The organism is Microbacterium sp. LMX7-1.2 (genome assembly GCF_040675935.1).
GTDB lineage: Bacteria > Actinomycetota > Actinomycetes > Actinomycetales > Microbacteriaceae > Microbacterium.
This window is the reverse complement of record NZ_JBEGIL010000001.1, coordinates 3,223,832-3,244,718: the sequence shown is the minus strand read 5'-3', so window position 1 is coordinate 3,244,718 and position 20,887 is coordinate 3,223,832. Positions and strand designations below refer to the sequence as shown.

Annotated in this window: 22 protein-coding genes; 13 read left to right on the top strand and 9 right to left on the bottom strand. The window is 70.6% G+C overall.

From position 1 onward, the window contains the following. Positions 1–4: 4 nt before the first annotated feature. Complete coding sequence (locus tag MRBLMX7_RS15940; RefSeq protein ID WP_363369954.1) at positions 5–1,561, top strand: dolichyl-phosphate-mannose--protein mannosyltransferase; 1,557 nt, start codon at positions 5–7, stop codon at positions 1,559–1,561. Between the two features lie 21 nt (positions 1,562–1,582). Continuing rightward, the gene (locus MRBLMX7_RS15935; RefSeq protein WP_363369952.1) at positions 1,583–1,801 is read left to right on the top strand and encodes a hypothetical protein; all 219 of its coding nucleotides are present in this window, start codon (positions 1,583–1,585) and stop codon (positions 1,799–1,801) included. 7 nt (positions 1,802–1,808) lie between these two features. Here the strand turns inward: MRBLMX7_RS15935 and MRBLMX7_RS15930 are convergent, their stop codons facing one another. The 3 genes from MRBLMX7_RS15930 to MRBLMX7_RS15920 are packed head-to-tail and all read right to left on the bottom strand — an operon-like array spanning position 1,809 to position 5,417. Beyond that, positions 1,809–3,614, bottom strand: coding sequence for a thioredoxin domain-containing protein (locus tag MRBLMX7_RS15930; RefSeq protein ID WP_363369951.1), 1,806 nt, complete (start codon positions 3,612–3,614; stop codon positions 1,809–1,811). A 9-nt stretch (positions 3,615–3,623) separates the two neighbouring features. Next, a complete protein-coding gene (gene msuE, locus MRBLMX7_RS15925; protein ID WP_363369949.1) occupies positions 3,624–4,196 on the bottom strand; it encodes an FMN reductase in 573 nt (190 codons plus the stop codon). Positions 4,197–4,250: 54 nt separating this feature from the next. Continuing rightward, positions 4,251–5,417 (bottom strand): heparan-alpha-glucosaminide N-acetyltransferase domain-containing protein, encoded by a 1,167-nt coding sequence (locus tag MRBLMX7_RS15920; RefSeq protein ID WP_363369947.1) that lies wholly within the window; start codon positions 5,415–5,417, stop codon positions 4,251–4,253. A gap of 69 nt (positions 5,418–5,486) precedes the next feature. On the opposite strand from MRBLMX7_RS15920, the gene hrpA reads away from it, so the two are divergent. Then, on the top strand, positions 5,487–9,392 hold the full coding sequence (gene hrpA / locus MRBLMX7_RS15915; RefSeq protein ID WP_363369946.1) for an ATP-dependent RNA helicase HrpA: 3,906 nt from the start codon (positions 5,487–5,489) through the stop codon (positions 9,390–9,392). Positions 9,393–9,630: 238 nt separating this feature from the next. Here hrpA and MRBLMX7_RS15910 read toward each other — a convergent pair whose 3' ends face one another. After that, positions 9,631–9,933 (bottom strand): GIY-YIG nuclease family protein, encoded by a 303-nt coding sequence (locus MRBLMX7_RS15910; RefSeq protein ID WP_363370966.1) that lies wholly within the window; start codon positions 9,931–9,933, stop codon positions 9,631–9,633. Positions 9,934–10,080: 147 nt separating this feature from the next. Between MRBLMX7_RS15910 and MRBLMX7_RS15905 the strand changes: the two genes are divergently transcribed. The 5 genes from MRBLMX7_RS15905 to MRBLMX7_RS15885 are packed head-to-tail and all read left to right on the top strand — an operon-like array spanning position 10,081 to position 14,624. Next, on the top strand, positions 10,081–11,025 hold the full coding sequence (locus MRBLMX7_RS15905) for a quinone oxidoreductase family protein (protein ID WP_363369944.1): 945 nt from the start codon (positions 10,081–10,083) through the stop codon (positions 11,023–11,025). 43 nt (positions 11,026–11,068) lie between these two features. Next, a complete protein-coding gene (locus MRBLMX7_RS15900; RefSeq protein ID WP_363369942.1) occupies positions 11,069–12,064 on the top strand; it encodes a Gfo/Idh/MocA family protein in 996 nt (331 codons plus the stop codon). After that, positions 12,057–13,016, top strand: coding sequence for an NYN domain-containing protein (locus MRBLMX7_RS15895; protein WP_363369941.1), 960 nt, complete (start codon positions 12,057–12,059; stop codon positions 13,014–13,016). The genes MRBLMX7_RS15900 and MRBLMX7_RS15895 overlap by 8 nt, the downstream gene beginning before the upstream one ends. A 13-nt stretch (positions 13,017–13,029) precedes the next feature. Next, positions 13,030–13,638, top strand: coding sequence for a DUF4166 domain-containing protein (locus tag MRBLMX7_RS15890; RefSeq protein ID WP_363369940.1), 609 nt, complete (start codon positions 13,030–13,032; stop codon positions 13,636–13,638). 2 nt (positions 13,639–13,640) lie between these two features. Beyond that, the gene (locus MRBLMX7_RS15885) at positions 13,641–14,624 is read left to right on the top strand and encodes an epimerase (RefSeq protein ID WP_414685147.1); all 984 of its coding nucleotides are present in this window, start codon (positions 13,641–13,643) and stop codon (positions 14,622–14,624) included. A 10-nt stretch (positions 14,625–14,634) separates the two neighbouring features. Here MRBLMX7_RS15885 and MRBLMX7_RS15880 read toward each other — a convergent pair whose 3' ends face one another. The 3 genes from MRBLMX7_RS15880 to MRBLMX7_RS15870 are packed head-to-tail and all read right to left on the bottom strand — an operon-like array spanning position 14,635 to position 16,216. Then, entirely contained in the window at positions 14,635–15,015 is a 381-nt protein-coding gene (locus MRBLMX7_RS15880) for a PLDc N-terminal domain-containing protein (protein WP_363369937.1), read from the bottom strand. Positions 15,016–15,039: 24 nt separating this feature from the next. Then, positions 15,040–15,969 carry an aldo/keto reductase gene (locus tag MRBLMX7_RS15875; protein ID WP_363369935.1) on the bottom strand — a complete coding sequence of 310 codons (930 nt, stop codon included), beginning with the start codon at positions 15,967–15,969 and terminating at the stop codon, positions 15,040–15,042. 37 nt (positions 15,970–16,006) lie between these two features. Then, positions 16,007–16,216 carry a hypothetical protein gene (locus tag MRBLMX7_RS15870; RefSeq protein WP_152926157.1) on the bottom strand — a complete coding sequence of 70 codons (210 nt, stop codon included), beginning with the start codon at positions 16,214–16,216 and terminating at the stop codon, positions 16,007–16,009. A 94-nt stretch (positions 16,217–16,310) separates the two neighbouring features. On the opposite strand from MRBLMX7_RS15870, the gene MRBLMX7_RS15865 reads away from it, so the two are divergent. Genes MRBLMX7_RS15865 through MRBLMX7_RS15855 form a run of 3 tightly spaced genes read left to right on the top strand, consistent with a single transcriptional unit; the run spans position 16,311 to position 17,785 of the window. Next, positions 16,311–16,685, top strand: a complete 375-nt coding sequence (locus tag MRBLMX7_RS15865; protein ID WP_363369933.1) for a helix-turn-helix domain-containing protein — start codon at positions 16,311–16,313, stop codon at positions 16,683–16,685. A 23-nt stretch (positions 16,686–16,708) separates the two neighbouring features. Beyond that, complete coding sequence (locus MRBLMX7_RS15860) at positions 16,709–17,149, top strand: ImmA/IrrE family metallo-endopeptidase (RefSeq protein ID WP_363369931.1); 441 nt, start codon at positions 16,709–16,711, stop codon at positions 17,147–17,149. Between the two features lie 33 nt (positions 17,150–17,182). After that, positions 17,183–17,785, top strand: a complete 603-nt coding sequence (locus MRBLMX7_RS15855; RefSeq protein WP_363369930.1) for a GNAT family N-acetyltransferase — start codon at positions 17,183–17,185, stop codon at positions 17,783–17,785. A gap of 24 nt (positions 17,786–17,809) precedes the next feature. Here MRBLMX7_RS15855 and MRBLMX7_RS15850 read toward each other — a convergent pair whose 3' ends face one another. After that, complete coding sequence (locus tag MRBLMX7_RS15850) at positions 17,810–18,013, bottom strand: hypothetical protein (protein WP_050722708.1); 204 nt, start codon at positions 18,011–18,013, stop codon at positions 17,810–17,812. A gap of 136 nt (positions 18,014–18,149) precedes the next feature. Here MRBLMX7_RS15850 and MRBLMX7_RS15845 point away from each other — a divergent pair, with 136 nt between their 5' ends. After that, positions 18,150–18,761 carry a flavodoxin family protein gene (locus tag MRBLMX7_RS15845; RefSeq protein ID WP_363369927.1) on the top strand — a complete coding sequence of 204 codons (612 nt, stop codon included), beginning with the start codon at positions 18,150–18,152 and terminating at the stop codon, positions 18,759–18,761. A 22-nt stretch (positions 18,762–18,783) separates the two neighbouring features. On the opposite strand, the gene MRBLMX7_RS15840 is transcribed toward MRBLMX7_RS15845, so the two are convergent. After that, entirely contained in the window at positions 18,784–19,110 is a 327-nt protein-coding gene (locus tag MRBLMX7_RS15840) for a hypothetical protein (RefSeq protein WP_050722707.1), read from the bottom strand. Positions 19,111–19,206: 96 nt separating this feature from the next. Between MRBLMX7_RS15840 and pgi the strand changes: the two genes are divergently transcribed. After that, complete coding sequence (gene pgi / locus MRBLMX7_RS15835) at positions 19,207–20,886, top strand: glucose-6-phosphate isomerase (protein ID WP_363369925.1); 1,680 nt, start codon at positions 19,207–19,209, stop codon at positions 20,884–20,886. The last annotated feature ends 1 nt before the right edge of the window (position 20,887 follow it).

Here is a 20,887-nt window from a genome sequence, read left to right as displayed (position 1 = left end):
AGCGGTGACCGAGCCCGTGCCGCTGCTGCCCCCTCCCGAGGAGCGGCTGACGCGCTACGGAGCGCTCCGCGACCGCATCCTGCGCGACCCGGACTGGGAGCGGATGCTGCGCTGGTTCGCCCCGCTCGTCGTCACGGCCGTCGCCGCGGTCCTGCGGCTCGTGAACCTCGGGCACCCGCATCAGCTCGCGTTCGACGAGACGTACTACGTCAAGGACGCCTGGTCGCTGTGGACGCTCGGCTACGAGGGCACCTGGGGCGAGGGCGCGAACGAGGCCTTCGTCACCCTGCAGAAGCTCCCCCTGTCGGACGTCGGCTCCTTCGTGGTGCACCCGCCGCTCGGCAAGTGGCTCATCGCCCTGGGCATGGCGATCGGCGGGCCGGACAACACGGTCGGCTGGCGTCTGGCGACGGCCCTCCTCGGCACCGCGACCGTGCTGCTCGTGTACCTGGTCGCGCGCCGCCTGACCGGATCGATCGTCGTCGCGACCGTCGCGTCCGGACTCCTCGCGATCGACGGCCTCAGCATCGTCATGAGCCGCACCGCGCTGCTCGACGGGCCGCTGACGTTCTTCCTGCTGCTCGGGGCCCTGTTCATCCTGCTCGACCGCGAGCGCGCGATCCCGGCGCTGAAGCGTCCCGAGCCCGACGCACCCGACCCGATGTGGGGCCGAGTGCTGTGGCGGCGCCCTTGGCTCGTGGCGGCGGGTGTCGCGCTCGGCGCGGCCACGGCGGTCAAGTGGTCGGGGCTCTACGCGCTCGCGGCGTTCGGACTCTACGTCGTGGTGACGGATGCTCTCGCCCGCCGCCGTGCGGGGGTCGTGCTGTGGCCGACCGCCGCGGCGTTCCGGCAGGGTCCGATGTCGTTCGTGCTGCTCGTGTTCCCCGCCCTGCTCACGTATCTGGTCAGCTGGACGGGCTGGCTCGTCACGATGGGCGGCTACGCGCGTCGGAGCGATCCGAATCCCCTGATCGCGCTCTGGAACTACCACAAGCAGATCCTCGACTTCCACGTCGGCTTGACCAGCGGGCACCCGTATGCGAGCCCCGCCTGGGAATGGCCGCTCCTCCTGCGCCCCACCGCAGTATGGGTCGCCGGCGACCCCGCGCCGTGCGGCGTGGACCACTGCATCGCGGTGATCTCGACGATCCCCAACCCGCTCATCTGGTACGCGAGCGTCGCCGCCGCGGTATACCTGCTGTACCGCCTGGTGCGCGCGTGGATCCAGCGGCGCCCGACGCCGGGGCCGGCGCTGACGTTCCCGCTGATCGGCCTCGCCGCGACCTACATCCCGTGGCTGATGTTCCCCGAGCGCACGATCTTCCAGTTCTACACGGTCGCGATGGCGCCGTTCCTCGTGATCGCGCTCGCGGTCGTCCTGCGCCGGATCGCCGGGTCCCGGGATGCCCCGCTGCAGCGACGCCGGACCGGAGAGCGCGCCGTGCTCGTGTTCCTCGGCGTGGTCGTGCTCGTGTCGGTGTTCTACTACCCGGTGTGGACGGGCATGAGCGTGCCGTACCAGTTCTGGCTGCTGCACAATTGGCTGCCGGGCTGGGTCTGAGGATCCGAGACCAGGACGATCATGGGCGACCCCTCCGGCTTCGAGTACGCCGTCCGCGGCGACGACGTCGTGATCCGTCACCGCGGACGCGTGGCGACCGTGCTCCGCGGCGAGCGCGCGGCCCGTTTCCTCGACGAGGTCGAGAGCGGCGACCCGCAGCTGCTGATGGCGAGAGTGACCGGCGACTACCGCCGCGGCAACGAGCGCACGGCGAAGGAGCATCCCCGCAACCGAGGCTGAGAACCCGTCACCTCGCCCGTGGGATGCTCCCCGGATCACTCGTCGGCAGCCGGCACACGAACGACCGACAATCGAAGGCCTGCTCCTGCGCGTCCGCCTTCGCCTTCGCCGCGAACAGGTCGAATCCCGCGTCCTCGAACGCCTGCGCCTGGGTCGCCGTCACGATCGCGATGACATCCGCGTCCGCACGACGGGCGGCCTGCGCGAGCGGACCGTCCGGGTCCTCCGTGACCACGACGATCTGCCGCGGCGCCTCCACGAGTCCGGCGGCCACGCCCAGCAGACTGCCATGCGCGAAGGGCTGTGCCGTCGCGGCCGTCGCGTGCGCCCGCACCCGCTCCTCGGCTGCGACCCGGTACCGGTCCCCGGCGCCGAGCCGCCAGGCCGTCAGAGAGGCCGCAGCAACGGCCGCCGCCGCGGACGGCAGGTCGCCGTCGGTCTGATCCGGAGCGGTCGCGATGCCGTGCGCCGGCAGGAGCGGATCGCCGCGGAGCCCCTCCAGAGCCGCGTCCAGGAGGTCCCTTCCCGCGACGGCCCAGCCGGCCTCGCCGGTCGCGACGGCGAGCGCGAGCAGACCGCCGGCGAGCAGCGCGGCGTCCGCCGTGGTCGCGGCCGCCGGCGAGGCGACGCCGTCGAGCGAAGCCCGTACGAGTCCACCCTCCGCATCCCGGTTCACGCGCAGCACGTGACGGGTGGCCTCGACAGCGGCCCGCACCCATTCCCGCTCTCCGAGCGCCGCTCCCGCGCGGGCGAGCGCGCCGATCGCAAGGCCGTTCCAGCCCGTGATGACCTTGCCGTCGACAGCGGGCGGCTCCAGCGCGCTCCGCTCCGCGATGGGCCGGAGGTAGTAGCCGCCCTCGCTGCGGTGGCCGTCGATCCACGACTCCGAGTCCTGAGCGGCGCCGAAGCCGCCGTCCGCACGCCGCAGAGTGCGCAGCAGGAAGGCGGCGACGCCCCGTGCGGTGTCCTGGTCGTCCGCCGCGAGCGCCGCGTCCAGCAACTGGGCGTTGTCGGTCAGCATCCGCTCGTAGTGGGGGATGCTCCAGTCACGCTGCGTCGCGTAGCGGAAGAACCCGCCGTCCTCGTCGCGCAGCGCGGATGCCGTCATCGCGGCGATCGCGCGGTCGGCCGACGCCGCGGCATCCGGGGCCTCTCGCCGCACCAGCGGACTCTGCAGGAACGACAGCACCGTCGCGACGGGGAACTTCGGCGCCCCGCCGAACCCCCCGTGCACGGTGTCCTCCCGCTGAGCGATCGTCGACGCCGCCGCCTGGAGCGCAGCCGCATCGGGCAGGTCGGACGGAGCCGCGGCCGCTGCGTGCCGGAGCGCCTCCGTCACGGCATCCGCCGACTCCTCCGCCTGTGCCCGACGCACCGTCCACGCCTCGCGCACCGCGGCGAGCACGTCGCGGAAAGCGGGCAGCGGGGGCCGGGCCTCCGGCGGCCAGTAGGTGCCGGCGTAGAAGGTGCGGCCGGTGGGCGTGGCGAACGCCGTGAGCGGCCACCCGAGGTTCTGTGTGAAGGCGGAGGCCGCCGCCATGTAAGCCCCGTCGACCTCAGGATGCTCCTCGCGATCGACCTTGACGGCCACGAAGTCCCGGTTCACGAGCGCCGCGATCTCGGGGTCGGCGAACGATTCGCGCGCCATCACGTGGCACCAGTGGCAGGTCGAGTAGCCGATCGAGATGAGCAGCGGCACGTCGCGCCTGGCCGCCTCCTCGAAGGCCTCGGGCCCCCACGGATACCAGTCGACCGGGTTGTCGGCGTGCGCGCGGAGGTAGGGGCTGAGCGTATCGGCGAGCCGGTTCGTCATACCCTCACGCTACGAGACCAGCAGGGTCTCCGTCGGTCGGCTGGCCGCGTAGCCGACGAGCGGCAGTGCGCGCTCCGCGGCGAGGTCGATGCGCGAGCGCAGCACATCGGCGGAGATCACGTAGCCGTCGAAGTCGGTGTCGCTCGCGTAGACGCCCAACGGCAGCGTGAGCGCCTGGAAGAACGAGAACAGCGGACGAAGCTGGTGCTCGATCATGAGGGCGTGCCGCTCTCCCCCGCCCGTCGCGGCGAGCAGCACCGGCTTGCCGACGAGTTCGTACTGCCCGACGAAGTCGAACAGGTGCTTGAACAGGCCGGTGAACGAGGCGCGGTAGACGGGGCTGCCGACGATCAGCAGATCGGCCGCCTCGATCGTGACGAGCTTCTCCTCGACGGAGGCGGGCAGCTGGTCGCGGCGCAGCGCCCCGGCGAGCGAGGGACCGATCTCGGTGAGCTCGATGAGCTCGAACTCGACCTCGGCGCGCTCGGCGACGGCCTCGGCGATCGCCCGCACGAGGGCCGTGGTCTTGCTCGGCTCGTGCAGCGATCCGGAGACGGCGACGACACGGTAGGGGGCTGTCATGCCGACGACGCTACCCACGAGCATCCGCCCTGTCGCGTGGAACGACACGCGACGTCATCTGACGGGAGAGACGGATGAGCGTGGGGGTCTCGCCATCGCCGTGGCCGCCCGGCCCACGAGGCGCTCCAGGGGTCCGCGGCCGAAGAAGATCGACCACAGCGTCGTGACGAGAAGCAGGGCGAGGGCCGTCAGGCCCCAGAAGGCGTTGCTCGTGAAGAAGCCGCCGGGCCCGCCGATCAGGGCGACCGAGAGCACGTGCACGCTGTATGCCGACAGCGGCATGGACCCCAGAGCGCCCAACGGCAGCAGCACCCAGCGCGCCGGGCGGCTCAGCAGCAGGCACAGCGCGATCACGGTGAGCGCGAACCCGCCCGAACCGAGGATCTCCGCCGTGCCGCCGGAGTGCGGGTCGACGCCGAAGATCGCCGTGAGCACAGCGCCGAGCGGATCGGCATCCGCGAGCGCGGTCGGGTACGAGCTCCAGCCGGTGGCCCCTCCCGAGCCCATGCCCGCGTCCGACGAGCTCACCCCTGCGGCGGCGCCGACCACGCCGAGTCCGTATCCCACGACCATGAGTCCGACGCCGATGCCGAGCGCCACCACCGCCGTCTCCATGCGCTCCACGCGCAGGCGTCCGAGCGCCATGCCGCCGAACACGAACGCGAGCCACACCGTGATCGGATACGAGCCGTACAGCACCAGGCTGATGCCGGCTCCGTAGGGATGCATCGCGAGCACTCCGACGAGCGCGAGCAGCGCGGGTCCTGCGAGCGCGAGGACGCCGGCCGCGACGAGCAGCGTGCCCGGTCGCCACCGGAGGAACGGGATCACCGCGACGTACAGCAGCCCGTACAGGGTGAGGATCACGGCGATCGGCGTGTTCAGCATCTCCAGAGCGAGGCCGATCACGAAGATCACGGCGCCGCGGCCCAGGAGCTGCAGGCGGATGCTCGGCATCCGCGCGGGATCCGGAAGATCGTGACGCCCCGTCATGAGGGCGATCGAGACGCCGGCGAGCACCGCGAACAGGATCGAGGACCGACCGTGCACGAGGTCCAGCCAGGTGCCGGGATCGAACGGGTCGAACGCCGAGGTCTCGCCGATGTGCGCGCCGGCCATGCCGAGGATCGCGAGGCCGCGGGCGATGTCGAGCCCGAGGATGCGCGGGGGCCGACCGAACGTGCGGAACCAGTGCGCGGGAGCGGCGAGGGCGTAGGTCACCCGACGATAGTAGGGCCGGTGCTGAGGAGTGTGCCGAGTGTCGGGGAGAGCGTCATACGATGGAGGGCTATGTCTTCTCCCGTGATCGTCTTTCCGCCTGAGCTGCCCGTCAGCGCCGCCCGGGACGAGATCGCCGACGCCATCCGCGACCACCAGGTCGTGATCGTCGCGGGTGCGACCGGCTCCGGCAAGACGACGCAACTGCCGAAGATCTGCCTCGAGCTGGGCCGCGAGCGCATCGCCCACACGCAACCGCGGCGCCTCGCCGCCCGCACGATCGCCGAACGCGTGGCGGAGGAGCTGCAGGTCGAGCTGGGGACGCTCGTCGGCTACAAGGTGCGCTTCACCGACAAGGTCTCGGACGAGACGCGCATCGCGCTCATGACCGACGGCATCCTGCTCAACGAGCTGGGCCGCGACCGGCTGCTGCGCCGCTATGACACGATCATCATCGACGAGGCGCACGAGCGCTCGCTCAACGTCGACTTCCTGCTCGGCTACCTCGCACGCATCCTGCCCGAACGCCCCGACCTCAAGGTCGTCATCACCTCGGCGACGATCGATCCCGAGAGCTTCGCACGCCATTTCGCGGCCGCCGACGGCACACCGGCGCCGATCATCGAGGTCTCCGGCCGCACCTACCCCGTGGAGATCCGCTACCGCTCCCAGGAGACGGATGCCGAGGGCGCAGAGCCGGCGGCGGAGGTCGACGAGGTCACCGCGATCGTCGCGGCGCTGCGCGAACTCGACCGCGAGGCGCCGGGTGACGTGCTCGTGTTCCTGCCGGGCGAGGCCGAGATCCGTGACGCGGCGGACGCGGTCCGCGGCACCTACGCGCACGACCGCTCCCCCACCGAGGTGCTGCCGCTGTACGGTCGCCTGTCCGCGGCCGAGCAGCACCGGGTGTTCGAGCGCAGCCGCGTGGCCGGGGTACGACGTCGCGTCGTCCTCGCGACGAACGTGGCCGAGACGAGTCTGACCGTCCCCGGCATCCGGTACGTGATCGACACCGGCACCGCCCGCATATCGCGCTACAGCGCCCGTTCCAAGGTGCAGCGGCTGCCGATCGAGCCGATCTCGCAGGCCTCGGCGAACCAGCGCTCGGGTCGCGCGGGCCGCACCAGCGACGGCATCGCCATCCGCCTGTACAGCGAAGAGGACTTCGAGCGTCGCGCCGAGTTCACGGAGCCCGAGATCCTCCGCACCTCGCTCGCCTCGGTCATCCTGCAGATGCTCTCGCTGGGCTTCGGGGACATCTCGGCGTTCCCGTTCCTCACACCGCCGGACTCCCGCGGCGTGAAGGCCGCGTTCGATCTGCTCACCGAGCTCGGAGCCATCGACGTCTCACGCGACGAGCCGCGTCTGACCCGCATCGGCCGCGACATCTCGCGGATCCCGATCGACCCGCGTTTCGCCCGCATGCTGATCGAAGCCGGCCGCGCCTCGGCGGGGTCGGTGGCACGGGACGTGCTCGCGATCGTCGCCGGCATGTCGATCCAGGACGTTCGCGAGCGCCCGTCCCAGGAGGCCCCGCAGAGCGTGCGCGACGGGGCTGACCGCATGCACGCTCGCTTCGCCGACCCGACCAGCGACTTCCTGTCGATCCTCAACCTGTGGAACCATCTGCGCGAGCAGCAGCGCGAGCTCGGGTCGAGCGCGTTCCGGCGACTCTGCCGGTCCGAGCATCTGAACTACGTCCGTGTGCGCGAGTGGTTCGACGTCCACCGCCAGCTGCGGAGTGTGGTGGGGGACAAGGACGCCCATGACGCGGGGACCAGCGACCCCGACGCGATCCACCGCGCCCTGCTCGCGGGGCTCCTGTCGCAGATCGGCATCCTCGACGAGCGCAACACCGGCAAGGGACTCGACCCCAAGAAGCGCCGGCAGGCGGAGTACCGCGGCGCCCGCGGCATCCGGTTCTCGATCTTCCCGGGCTCGGCGCTGCGCAAGAAGAGCCCTCGCGCGGTCATGGCGGCGGAGGTCGTCGAGACGTCCCGCACCTACGCGCGCACGGTCGCGGCGATCGATCCGGCGTGGGCGGAGGCGCTCGCCGGCGACCTCGCGAAGCGGCAGGTCACCGAGCCCCACTGGTCGAAGGATGCCGGTGCGGCGGTCGCCTATGAGAAGGTGACCCTGTTCGGCGTCGAGATCATCCCGCGCCGCCGAGTGCAGTTCGCGCGCATCGACCGGGCCGCGTCCCGCGAGCTGTTCGTGCGGCATGCCCTCGTGGAGGGCGAGTGGGATCCGAGCCGCATCGACAAGCGCGTGAGCGCGTTCTGGCGCAGCAACGCCGAGCTGCGCCGGCGCCTGGAGAAGCTCGAGGAACGCGAGCGCCGCCGCGACATCCTCGCGGGCGACGAGGCCGTGTTCCGCTTCTACGACGAGCGGGTCCCCGCCGATGTCTTCGACGTCCGGTCGTTCGAGAAGTGGTGGCGTGAGGCGCTGGCCTCCACTCCCAGGCTCCTCGTGATGCGCGAGGCCGACCTGATCGACGATGACAGCCGCGCGGATCAGAGCGAGTTCCCCACCCGGTGGACGCAGGGCGACCAGGTGCTGGGTCTGGCGTATCGGTTCGAGCCGGGCGCTCCCGACGACGGAGTGAGCGTCGTGATCCCGCTGCCGCTGCTCGCGCAGATCGAGGACCGCGGGTTCGACTGGCAGGTGCCGGGTCTGCGCGCGGAGCTCGTCACGGGGCTGCTGCGCGCGCTGCCCAAGGCGATCCGCCGCCACGTCGTACCCGCGGCGGACTGGGCGGAGAAGTTCGGCGCCGAGCTCGCAGGCGACGGCCCCGAGGCGCACGGCGGACGTCCGACGCGCACGCTCAAGGAAGCGCTCGCGCGTCTGATCCAGCCGCTCGCGAATCAACTCGTGTCGGCCGCGGACTTCGAGGACGAGCGCGTGCCCGGGCACCTGCGCATGAACTTCCGCGCCGTCGACGAACGCGGACGCGTCGTGGGCTCCGGACGCGACCTGGGCGCACTGCAGTCGACGCTCGCGGACAGGGCACGCAGCAGCGTCGCCCGCTCGATCGCGGCGCCGCCGCGTCCGGCGGGCCCCGGGAAGGGACCTCGCCCCGCTGCCGCTGCCGCCGCCACCGCGTCGATCGAAAGCGATGGGCTCACCGCGTGGACCTTCAGCGACCTCCCCGACGTGCTCGACACCAGGGTCGCCGGCGGGGTTGTGCGCGGCTACCCGGCGATCGTGGATCAGGGCAAGTCCGTCTCGATCCGCGTCGAGTCGACGGCGGATGCCGCAGCCGCAGCGACCCGCGACGGAGTGCTGCGCCTCGTGCTCCTGAGCGTTCCGTCGCCCTCGTCGTACGTGCAGCAGCACCTCACGAGCCAGGAGAAGCTGGCGCTCGCGGCCTCCCCGTACCCGTCGGCCGCGACGCTGATCGAGGACTGCCGCGCCGCCGTCGCACGGCAGCTGATCGAGCGCGCGGTGCCCGGCGGCGTCGTCCGCAGCGAGGCAGAATTCACCCGGGTGCGCGACGCCGTCTCGGCCGCCATGGTCGACGAGCTCTTCGCGTGCGTGTCGCTCGTGGCACGGATCCTGACGAAGGCGCGCGAGGTCGAGCGGGGCATCAAGTCGCAGAACTCCTTGGCGCTGCTCGGACCGCTGAACGACATCCGCACCCAGTTGTCCGGCCTGCTGCACCCCGGATTCGTGTCGGCGACGGGCGTCGAGCGCCTCGCACGCCTGCCGCGGTATCTCGAGGGGATGCTGGAGCGCCTGAAGACCCTGGCGAACGAGCCGGGCAAGGACCGCACCCGGATGACCGAGTACGAGCGCATGTCGGCTGTGTTCGCGGATGCCGGAGGCACGATCCCGCTCGCCCCGGATGCCTCTCCTGCGCTGGTCGAGACGCGCTGGCTGCTCGAGGAGTATCGGGTGAGCGTGTTCGCGCAGCGCCTCGGAACGGCGCAGCCCGTCTCACCCCAGCGCATCATGAAGGCCCTCGCCGCCGGCAAGTGAGCGAGCGCAGCGGACGGTCCCACCGATCGCGGAGCGGGCGCAGCCGCCCCGGTCGTTGAGCGCGCGCAGCGAGACGAAACGCGTCAGCACTCCGCGCGCAGCACAGCCCCTCCCGATCGTTGAGCGAGCGGGTTCCCTCCCGGTCGTTGAGCGAGCGCAGCGAGACGAAACGCGTCAGCACTCCGCGCGCAGCACAGCCCCTCCCGGTCGTTGAGCGAGCGCAGCGAGACGAAACGCGTCAGGTCTCCGCGGAGCGCAGCTCCCTTCGCTGTCGTGCGCTCCACCCTCTGATCGCATCCAGCCCTCCGTCTATGAACGCGAAACGCTTCGCGTGACTCCATCCCTGGATGCGCTTCTCCCACCGGAACGCGTCGTCGACACGGGCACAGTCCTCGCTCCAGACGAGTTCGACCGGGAGACGGCGGCGCGTGTACGAGCTTCCGGTGCCGTCGGCGTGCTGTATCAGCCGTCGCGGCAGGTCGATCGTGCTGCCTACGTAGAGCCTGCCGTCGGAGCATCTCAGGATGTACACCGTCCCCATGCAGCAGCACCGTGCTCGGGGATGCCGACATCGCGGCGTCGTCCACCACGGAGGGCGTTTCGTCTCGTCGCTGCGCTCCTCGCTCAACGACCGGGGCCCTACTCGATCGTCGAGCGAGCGCAGCGGCGGGCGGGTTAGCCTGGCTGTATGGCTCGCGCGATCGTGTACACGGAATTCGGCTCCCCTGAGGTTCTCCACCAGATCGAGATCCCCGACCCCGTTCCGGTGCGCGGCGAGGCGGTCGTGCGCATCGAGGCGGCCGGGGTCAACCCGATCGACGGCAAGCTGCGCAGCGCGAAGCGCCCGTCGCCGCCGATCACCGAACCGCGACCGGTCGGATTCGACGGAGCCGGAGTGATCGAGGTCCTCGGCGACGGCGTCGACGGCTTCGCGGTCGGCGACCGCGTCGCGATCCGTGACACGCGGGGAACGTACTCCAGCCTGCTCGCTGTGCCCGTCGAGCGGCTGGCGCTCCTGCCCGACGCGGTCACCGCCGGAGAAGGTGCCGCGATCGGCATCCCCGCCGGTACCGCCTACCAGGCCCTCAAGTCACTCGGCCTGACCGAAGGGGACGTGCTGCTCGTGCACGCGGGCTCCGGTTCCGTCGGCCAGGCCGCCGTGCAGTTCGCCGTGGCGTGGGGCGCGACCGTGATCGCCACCGCGAGCCCTGCCCGGCACGACCAGCTGCGCGAGCTCGGCGCGATCCCCGTGGCCTACGGCGACGGCCTGATCGACCGCGTGAGGGAGGCCGCCCCGCAGGGCATCACCGTCGTGCTCGATGGCGCCGGCACCGACGAGGCCATCCAGACCTCCCTCGAACTCGTGGCCGATCGCGACCGCATCGCGACGATCGTCCGAGGACCGGATGCCGCCGACTTCGGCATCCGCGCGTTCTCCGGCGGCTCGCCGATCCCCCTCACCGAGCAGGAGCTCGCATGGCGCGCAGAGGCGCTGGAGGCGACCATCGCGCTGCTCGCGTCTGGCGACTTCACGATCGAACTCGGCCCCGAGCTGCCCCTCGCCGGGGCGGCGCAGGCGCATGAGCTCATGGAGTCCGGCGCCACCTCGGGCAAGATCGTCCTGATCCCCTGACCGCGGCATCCGGTCTCGCGCGATGACCCTCTACGCTGAGAGCATGACTGGACTTCGTTGGGGCATCCTCGCCACCGGCTTCATCGCCGAGACCTTCGCATCCGATCTGCGCACGGCAGGATTCGATCTCGTCGCTGTGGGCTCCCGCTCGCAGGAGTCGGCGGACGCGTTCGCGCAGCGGTTCGACATCCCCCGCGCCCACGCCTCCTACGAGGCACTCGTGGCCGATCCCGAAGTCGACATCGTCTACGTCTCGACGCCGCACCCGATGCATCACGAGAACGCGAAGCTCGCGCTCGAGGCCGGCAAGCACGTGCTCGTCGAGAAGGCGTTCACGGTCAACCGCGCCGAGGCCGAGGACCTGCAGCGCCTCGCCACCGAGCGGGGGCTGCTCGCGATGGAGGCGATGTGGACCCGCTACCTCCCGCACATGGTGCGCATCCGCGAGATCATCGCCGAAGGGACGCTCGGAGAGATCCGTGCCGTGAGCGCCGACCACACGCAGAAGCTCCCGACCGATCCCGAGCACCGCCTCAACGCGCTCGAGCTCGGAGGCGGCGCCCTGCTCGACCTCGGCATCTACCCGATCTCCTTCATCTGGGACGTGCTCGGAGCACCGCAGACGATCACGGCCGTCGCCCGCCTCATCGAGACCGGCGCCGACTCCGAGGTCGCGACCATCATGACGCACGAGGGCGGAGCGATCTCCACGAGCCTCTCGTCGTCGCGCGCGGCCGGCCCCGACGTCGCCAGCATCATCGGCACCGACGCCCGCATCGACATCGACCGCGTCTGGTACACCCCGACGTCGTTCCGGGTCGTGCTGCCGGACGGCACCGTCACAGAGGAGTACGTCTCCGACGTCGCAGGACGCGGCATGGAGTATCAGGCGTGGGCGGCCGAGCGACTGGTGCGCGACGGACTGCTGGAGGGCGACATCCTCCCGCTCGCCGAGAGCGTCGCGATCATGGGCACGCTCGACGAGATCCGCGCGCAGATCGGGGTGCGCTACCCGAGCGAAGGGACCAGCAATGGCTGAGGCGTCCGACGCCCGCGTGGCGGTGTACCTGGACTTCGACAACATCGTCATCTCCTGGTACGACCGGGTGCACGGGCGCAACGCATACGGCAAGGACCGTCAGCGCATCACCGAGCACCCCGGTGACCCGGAGGTGGCCGACCGGCTCGCGCGGGCCATGATCGAAGTCGGCGCGATCATCGACTACGCCTCCTCGTTCGGAACGCTCGTGCTCACCCGCGCCTACGCCGACTGGTCGTCCCCCGTGAACGCGGAGTACCGGTCGCAGCTGGTCGCGCGCGCGGTCGACCTCGTGCAGCTGTTCCCCGCCGCGGCATACGCCAAGAACGGCGCGGACATCCGGCTCGCGGTGGATGCCGTGGAGGACATGTTCCGCCTGCCCGACCTCACGCACGTGGTCATCGTGGCGGGCGACAGCGACTACGTCCCTCTGGCTCAGCGCTGCAAGCGGCTCGGCCGGTACGTGATCGGCGTCGGCGTCGCAGGGTCGACCGCGAAGTCGCTCGCCGCCGCGTGCGACGAGTTCGAGGCCTACGACTCCCTCCCGGGCGTCGTTCGCCCGACGAAGTCCGCGCCGCCCTCGACCCCTGAGCTCCCTGAGACCGTCGCCGAGACGACCGCCGAGCCCGCTGCGAAAGCGAAGTCGCGTCCGCCGGCCAAGAACGGCCGAGCCAAGGGCGCCACCGCGAAGGCGGAGGAGAAGGTGGTGGAGGAGAAGGACGAGGCGACCGAGCTCCTGCAGCGCGCGCTGCGCCTGGGCCACGACAAGGCGGACGCCGACGAGTGGCTGCACAGCTCGGCGGTCAAGACGCACATGCGACGCATGGATCCGTCGTTCAGCGAGAAGGCCCTCGGGTTCCGGTCCTTCTCGGACTTCCTCAAGTCCCGCGGCGACATCGCCGAGCTCGAGGAGACCGGACACGAGCGCCTCGTCCGGCTGCGCGAGCCCTGAGCCCGGACACGATATGACCTCGCCGTACGAGCGTGCGCTCGGTCCGCGCATCGCGGAGCTTCATCCGAAGACCGCCTGGTACTTCCGCACGATACCGCCGGGGCACGTCGGCGTCGGCACGGGGGTGTTCACCACGGCCGGCTCCCGCCACCGCTGGCTGCGCCCGCTGTTCCAGATCGCCGAGTCCCTCGGCGTGGCGTTCGCAGGGTGGGAACGCGAGGTGCCGTTCCGGATCGAGAACAGGACGGTGGGGGGCCGCGCGGTCGCGACGCGCTGGTTCGACCTGCCCGGCCGCACCTGGGTCATGCCCGACGTCGTCGCTCTCGGCCCCGGGGATGTGCTGCGCAACGAGATCGGCCCGCGCGGCACCGTCGTCACGACGTTCGACATCGACGTGCGCGACGGGGCGGTCGTGCTGAGCATCCGTCGCGTGGGTCTCCGGCTCGGGCCTCTCCGCCTCGCGGCGCCGCGCTTCCTGCGGCCGACCATCGGCCTCGTCGAGCGCTGGGACGAGGCGCGCGAGCGTCACCATGTCTCCATGACGATAGACGCGCCCCTTGTGGGCCGCGTCTACGAGTACACCGGCTTCTTCGAGTACACGATCGAGAGCGAGCGCCCGTGAGCATCCCCTCCTCCCCTGTCGACACCCACACGGGACGCGTCGTGATCGGCGGCTCCACCGGGTTCATGGGAAGGTATCTCGCGCCGCGCTATCGAGCCGCAGGGCGTGAGGTCGTCACGATCTCGCGCTCGGGAGCCGACATCGCGTGGGGAGACCAGGCGACTATCGACAGTGCCGTCGACGGAGCCGCGCTCGTGATCGGTCTCGCCGGCAAGAGCGTCAACTGCCGGTACACGCCGGAGAACAGGGCGGAGATCGTCCGCTCGCGTCTGGAGACGACGGCGTCTCTGAGCACCGCGATACTCCACGCAGACGCACCACCCGCCCTGTGGGTGAACTCCTCCACAGCGACGATCTACCGCCATGCGGAGGATCGGCCGATGACGGAGTCGACGGGAGAGATCGGCACCGGGTTCTCGGTCGACGTCGCCACCTCCTGGGAGCGTGCGCTGTTCGCGGACGACCTGCCCGCCACCCGCCGCGTCGCTCTGCGCAGTGCGATCGTGCTCGGTCACGGCGGCGTGCTCGGACCGCTCCGCGGCCTCGCGCGCCTGGGTCTCGGCGGCGCAGCGCACGACGGCCGGTGGCCCATCAGTCGGGCACGCCGCGCGGCCGGCACGGGCCACGAGTTCGCCGCCCGGCGCGGAAGCCAGCGCTTCAGCTGGATCCACGTGGAGGACGTCGCCCGGGTGATCGACCTGCTGGAGCGCACACCGTCGCTCGAGGGACCGGTCAACGCCTCCTCTCCGAACCCGGTCGACAACACCACGTTCATGGCGACGGTGCGGCGGGTGCTCGGCGTACGCATCGGTCCGCCGCTCCCCCGGTGGATGCTGGAGCTGGGGGCGATCGGCATCCGCACCGAGACGGAGCTCGTGCTGAAGAGCCGCTGGGTGCTGCCGGAGAAGCTCGAAGCCGCCGGGTTCACGTTCACCTACCCGACGCTCGAGGGCGCCGTCCGCGAGCCGTACGACCGACCGGACTAGGCCCGGATCGTCAGGCCGCGGGGCCCGAAGCCGTGTCGCCACCCTCGCGGTGGCGCTTCTCGAGCTCTGCGCGGAGCCGCCATTCCTCGATCTCGCGGTCGAGGTCGGCGATCTGCTCCTCGGTGGAGCGCGCGTCGACAGGACGCGCGGGACGCGGATCCGCCGGCGGGGCCGTCGGTGCTGCCGCACGCATCCGCGGGATGCGCAGCCCCGCCTCGGAGTACTCGCGACCGATCGTGAACCACAGGATGCTGCCGATGAGCGGAAGCAGGATCACGATGATGATCCACGCGAGCTTCGGCAGGAACCGCACCTGAGCGTCGTCGCGCCGGATGATGTCGACGAGCGCGAACACCATGAGGGCGACGACGAGGATGGAGAGGAACGGCATGAATTCAGGGTAGACGACGCCGGGCTACGGCAGGAGGTGTCCCGCGGCGCGGAACAGCTCGTACCACTCGGCGCGGCTGAGCTCGAGGTCGGCGCCGACCGCGGCATCCCGCACCCGCTCGGGCGTGGTGGTGCCGAGCACGACCTGCATGTTCGCGGGGTGACGTGTGATCCAGGCTGTGGCGATCGCGATCGGTGTCACGTCGTAGGACGCGGCGAGGCGGTCGATCACGGCGTTGAGCTCCGCGTACTCGGGGTTGCCGAGGAACACTCCCGTGAAGAACCCGCCCTGGAACGGCGACCAGGCCTGCACCGTGATGCGGTTGATGCGGCAGTACTCGACGACGCCTCCGCCGTCGCGGACCACGCTCTGCTCCTCGCCCATCATGTTCGCCGCGACCGGTTGGGCCAGGATCGGCGCGTGCGTGATCGACAGTTGCAGCTGGTTGGCGACGATCGGCTGCCGCACGGCCGTGCGCAGCAGATCGATCTGCCGCGGCGTGTGGTTCGAGACGCCGAAGGCTCGCACCTTGCCCGCGGCCTCCAGGTCGTCGAAGGCACGGGCGACCTCCTCGGGCTCGACCAGCGCATCGGGGCGGTGCAGGAGGAGCACGTCGATGTAGTCGGTGCGCAGCGCGGCGAGCGAGCCCTCGACCTGCCGCACGATGTGGTCGTAGGAGAAGTCGAACATGCCCTGCGTGGGCACGATCCCGCACTTGGTCTGGATGACGATCTCGTCGCGCTCGGACGCGGTGAGGTCGAGCGCTGCGGCGAAGCGCTCCTCGCAGAAGTGCATGCGCCCGCCGTAGATGTCGGCGTGGTCGAAGAAGTCGATGCCTGACGTACGCGCGGCGTCGTACAGCTCGCGGATGCGAGCGTCGTCCTTGTCGTCGATCCGCATCATCCCGGCGACGACGGCGGGTGCGGTGGTGGATCCGAAGGGGATGGTCTTCATGCGGTCCACGCTAGCGCGGACCGCAGCGCTCAGGGTGTCACGGCGCGAGCCGTGCCACGGCCACCCCGAGCGCCTGTGCGATGTCCGCGAGCTCGATCACCGTCACGTCGCGCTCGCCGGCGAGCACGCTCTCGAGGGTCCCCAGCTCGATCCCGGATCGAACCGACAGCCATCGCACGTCCCGCTCTCGCTCTGCGAGGGCGGAGTCGATCGCGCCTGCCACCAGACGTCTCACTTCTGTCGTCACCCGACGACGGTAGCGCTCCGAACGACCGCGCTCAAGCCCTCGGTGCACCAATATGACGGCATCCTGGCTTTGATGCAGTGCTATCGTGACTCGCGTGAAGACACAGGGCGAGCAGTTCAACGCGGCGGTGGGACGACAGCTGCGCGGCGAGATCGCCGCAGCGGGGAGCAGCATCGCCGCGATGGCCCGCCAGGTGGGCATCGCCCGCAGCGCCCTCGACAACTACGTCACCGGCAAGCGCGCCATCCCGATCCCGATCGTGTACGCCGTGAGCACCATCCTCGGGATCGCGCCCCATCTCGTCCTCAGCCGCGCCGAGGAGCGCCTGCGGGCGGAGGACCTGCACCTCGCGCCGGTGACGACGCTGACGCCCCGTGCCGATGTCCCCACCCGACGCCATGATGGATCCGAGGTCGCCTTCGACTCGCCCGTCCCGCACGGCGACGACACGGACGACCTCTACCCCTAGACGCTCACCGCCCGGGAGGCTCCATGGACCAGCTCCTCCGGCTCATCGACGCGCACGGGCTCCACCTCATCGAGCAGCCTGGTCCCTCGCGCGGGGGCTACCGACCGGAGACGGCCACGATCCGCGTCACGCCCGGTCAGAGCGCACGCACCACGCGCAGCATCATCGCGCACGAGCTCGGGCACGCCGTCCTCGGGCACGAGCCCACCACCGACCCCGCCGTCCGCGCGCGGCAGGAGCTGCGTGCCGACGAATGGGCCGCCCGCCTGCTCATCACCCCGGAGGCGTACGCCGAGGCGGAGGAGCTCCGCGGCGCGCACGCGGCCAGCATGGCGTTCGACCTCGGCGTCGCGGTCGACCTGGTCCTCGCGTACCGGAGGCTCCTGCACCGGGTCGGCGACACGACCTACGTCGATGCGCGGATGGGCGCGGGGCAATGGGCGCATCGGGCCGTGTCGGCCTGACCGAGACCCGCGCGTCGCTGGTTGGATGACGGCATGACGTTCCGCACCCGCCCCGCACCGCTCACTCTCACCGGCCGCCTGGTCGAGCTCCGTCCGCTCGAGCGCTCGCACCACGACGGACTGCTCGAGGCGCTGACCGAGGGCGATCTGTGGCAGCGCGCCTGGTACACCTCGATCCCCTCCCCCGAGGGCCTCGCCGCGGAGATCGAGCGGCGGCTCGGCCTGATCGGGACAGGCGAGATGATCCCGTTCACGGCGTTCGACGCCGCGGGACGCACACTCGGGCTCACGTCCTACTACGACATCGCCGCCGATGTGCCGAGACTCCACATCGGCTACACCTGGAACCGGCCGTCGGCCCACGGCACGGGAACCAACGCCGAGTCCAAGCTGCTCCTCCTGCAGCACGCGTTCGAGGACCTCGGCGTGTTCCGCGTGGGCCTGACCACGCAGTGGGTGAACTTCCAGTCCCGCGCGGCGATCGAGCGACTGGGGGCGAAGCAGGACGGCGTGATGCGCGCCATGAGCCGCTATCGCAACGGCGCGCTGCGCGACAGCGTCGAGTACTCGATCATCGAGCCGGAATGGCCCGCGGTGAAGGCGAACCTGCAGGCGCGTCTCGCGGTCAGGGCCTGAGTCCCTGCGGGCGCGCCGCCGCGATCACTCGGTCGCGTTGCCCGACCAGTTGTTCGAGCGGCGGGTCGCGGTGCCGCCCTGGCGCATCATGAACGCGAGCGACAGCATCGTGATGAGCAGGCCGCCCGTGAAGACGATCGCCTGGAAGTCCTCGAGCGACTGAGCGAGACCCATCAGGTAGATGCCTCCGAGGAAGAGGATCATGAAGAAGATGAAGCTGAGGATCACGGGAACTCCTGTCGTAGCGGCCGTCATCCAGGATACCGTCGTCCGCGCTCCGCTCTCGCCCATGAGGGGTTAGCGCAGCCGCGCGCCGGGCGAAACCCCCTTGGACTCACGGGTGCGGAGTGGTTTCGTGCCCGTCATGAGCGCACAACCGACTGCCATCGCCATCTCCTGCACCCTCAAGCCCTCCCCCGATGTGTCGAGCTCCGATCTGCTCTCGTCGCAGATCCTCACGGCCCTCGCGCAGCACGGGGTGAGCGGCGAGCTCGTCCGGGCCGTCGACCATCATCTGAGCCCCGGCGTGGAGGCCGACATGGGCGGCGACGACGAGTGGCCGGTGCTGCGACGCAAGGTGCTCGAGGCCGACATCCTCGTGCTCGTGACGCCCACGTGGATGGGGCAGCACTCGAGCGTCGCACAGCGCGTTCTGGAGCGTCTCGACGCGGAACTGTCCGAGACCGACGACGAGGGACGTCCGAGCCTGTTCGACAAGGTCGCGATCGCGGGCATCGTGGGGAACGAGGACGGTGCTCATCACATCGCCGGCATCCTGTTCCAGTCCCTGAACGACGTGGGGTACACGGTGGCCGCCCAGGGGTCGGTGTACTGGAACGGCGAGGCCATGCAGACCGTGGACTACAAGGATCTCCCCGAGACCCCGGAGAAGGTCGCGTCGGCCACTGCGACGGCTGCGCGCAACGCGGCGCACCTCGCCCGGTCGCTGCGCGCGGAGAAGTACCCGGCCGAATAGGCCGGTCGCGCGACCCGGCAGGTCAGACCTTCTCGGGAACCGTCTCCTCGACCCGCGCGAGCTCGTCGATCACGAGCTCCCCGGTGGCGTTGAGGGAGTGCATCATGTCCTCGACCTGCTTCTTCTCGATGTGCTGCGGCTCGGATGACGAGAACAGGAACTGCAGCGGGATCGCCGGATGCACCCACACGGTGATGCGAGCGGGATCGCCGCCCTCGATCGTGCGCCAGGTCATCATGAAGCTCTCCTGACGGCGCAGCTTGGTGCCGATGATCACCTTGAGCACAGCCAAGGTCTCGTCGTCGATGTGGATCGGCTCGGAGGTGCCGTCGTAGCGCAGTCTTCCCATGAGTGAAAGGTACCCCGACTGGCGATATTCCGCCTACACGCCGGTCGCGGTGTCACGCGGAATCCGTTCGAGCCGTCGCGGGAGTAGCGTGGAGCCATGACCGCTCCTGTCGATCCGACGCACACGTCCGCCTGGTCCGAGCTCACGGCTCTGCACGAGGAGCTCTCCCCCGATCTCCGCGGCTGGTTCGCCGCGGATCCGGGGCGTGCCGAGCGACTGTCGTTCCCCCTCGCCGACCTGCACGTCGACCTGTCGAAGAACCTGGTGACGGACGAGGTGCTCGCGTCGCTCCTGCGCCTCGCCGAGCAGACCGGCGTCGCCGAGCGCTTCGCGGCGATGCTCTCGGGAGCCCACCTCAACACCACCGAGGACCGCGCGGTGCTGCACACCGCACTGCGTCGCCCCGCCGGCTCCGACCCCGCGCTCGTCGTCGACGGACAGGACGTGGATGCCGACGTGCAGTCGGTTCTCGAGTCGCTGTCGGCGTTCGCGGATCGCGTGCGCGGCGGCGACTGGCTCGGAGTGACCGGCAAGAAGGTCACCCATGTCGTGAACATCGGCATCGGCGGCTCCGACCTCGGGCCCGTCATGGTCTACGAGGCGCTGAAGCCCTACGCGGATGCCGGGATCGAGGCGCGGTTCGTGTCGAACATCGACCCGACCGACCTGGCTCAGAAGACCGCGGACCTCGATCCCGAGACCACCCTGTTCATCGTCGCGTCCAAGACGTTCACGACCCTCGAGACCCTGACCAATGCGCGCCTCGCGCGGGACTGGCTGTGGGCGGGACTCGAGTCAGCCGGGGTGATCGACGGTTCCGAGGATTCGCGGACGGACGCCGTCGCGCACCACTTCGCCGCGGTGTCCACGGCGCTCGACAAGGTCGCCGCGTTCGGCATCGACCCGGTCAACGCCTTCGGATTCTGGGACTGGGTGGGCGGACGGTACTCGGTCGACTCCGCGATCGGCCTGTCGCTCGCGATCGCCCTGGGACCGGGCGTGTTCCGCGATCTGCTCGCCGGGTTCCACGCGGTCGACGAGCACGTGCGCACGACCCCGCTCGAGCGCAACGTCCCGGTGCTCATGGGCCTCCTCAATGTCTGGTACGTGAACTTCTTCGGCGCGCAGTCGCACGCCGTGCTCCCCTACGCGCAACAGCTGAGCCGGTTCCCCGCGTACCTGCAGCAGCTCACGATGGAGTCGAACGGCAAGTCCGTGCGCTGGGACGGGACCCCGGTCACGACCGACACCGGCGAGGTGTTCTGGGGCGAGCCCGGCACGAACGGCCAGCACGCGTTCTACCAGCTCATCCACCAGGGCACCCGGCTCATCCCCGCCGACTTCGTCGCGTTCGTGAACCCCGCGTACCCTCTCACCGACGGCGGCCAGGACGTGCACGAGCTGTTCCTCGCGAACTTCCTCGCCCAGACGAAGGCGCTCGCGTTCGGCAAGACAGCCGCCGAAGTCGAGGCCGAAGGCACGACCGGCGCGCTCGTCGCCGCGCGCACCTTCGCCGGCAACCGCCCGACGACCTCGATCTTCGCTCCCGCGCTCACCCCGCAGGTGCTCGGCCAGCTCATCGCGCTGTACGAGCACATCACGTTCACGCAGGGCACGATCTGGGGCATCAACTCCTTCGACCAGTGGGGCGTGGAGCTCGGCAAGCAGCTCGCGATGCAGATCGCACCGGCGATCGGCGGCGACGAGGATGCCGTCGCCGCACAGGACCCCTCGACGAGGGCGCTGCTGGAGTACTACCGGGCGAACCGGGAGTAGC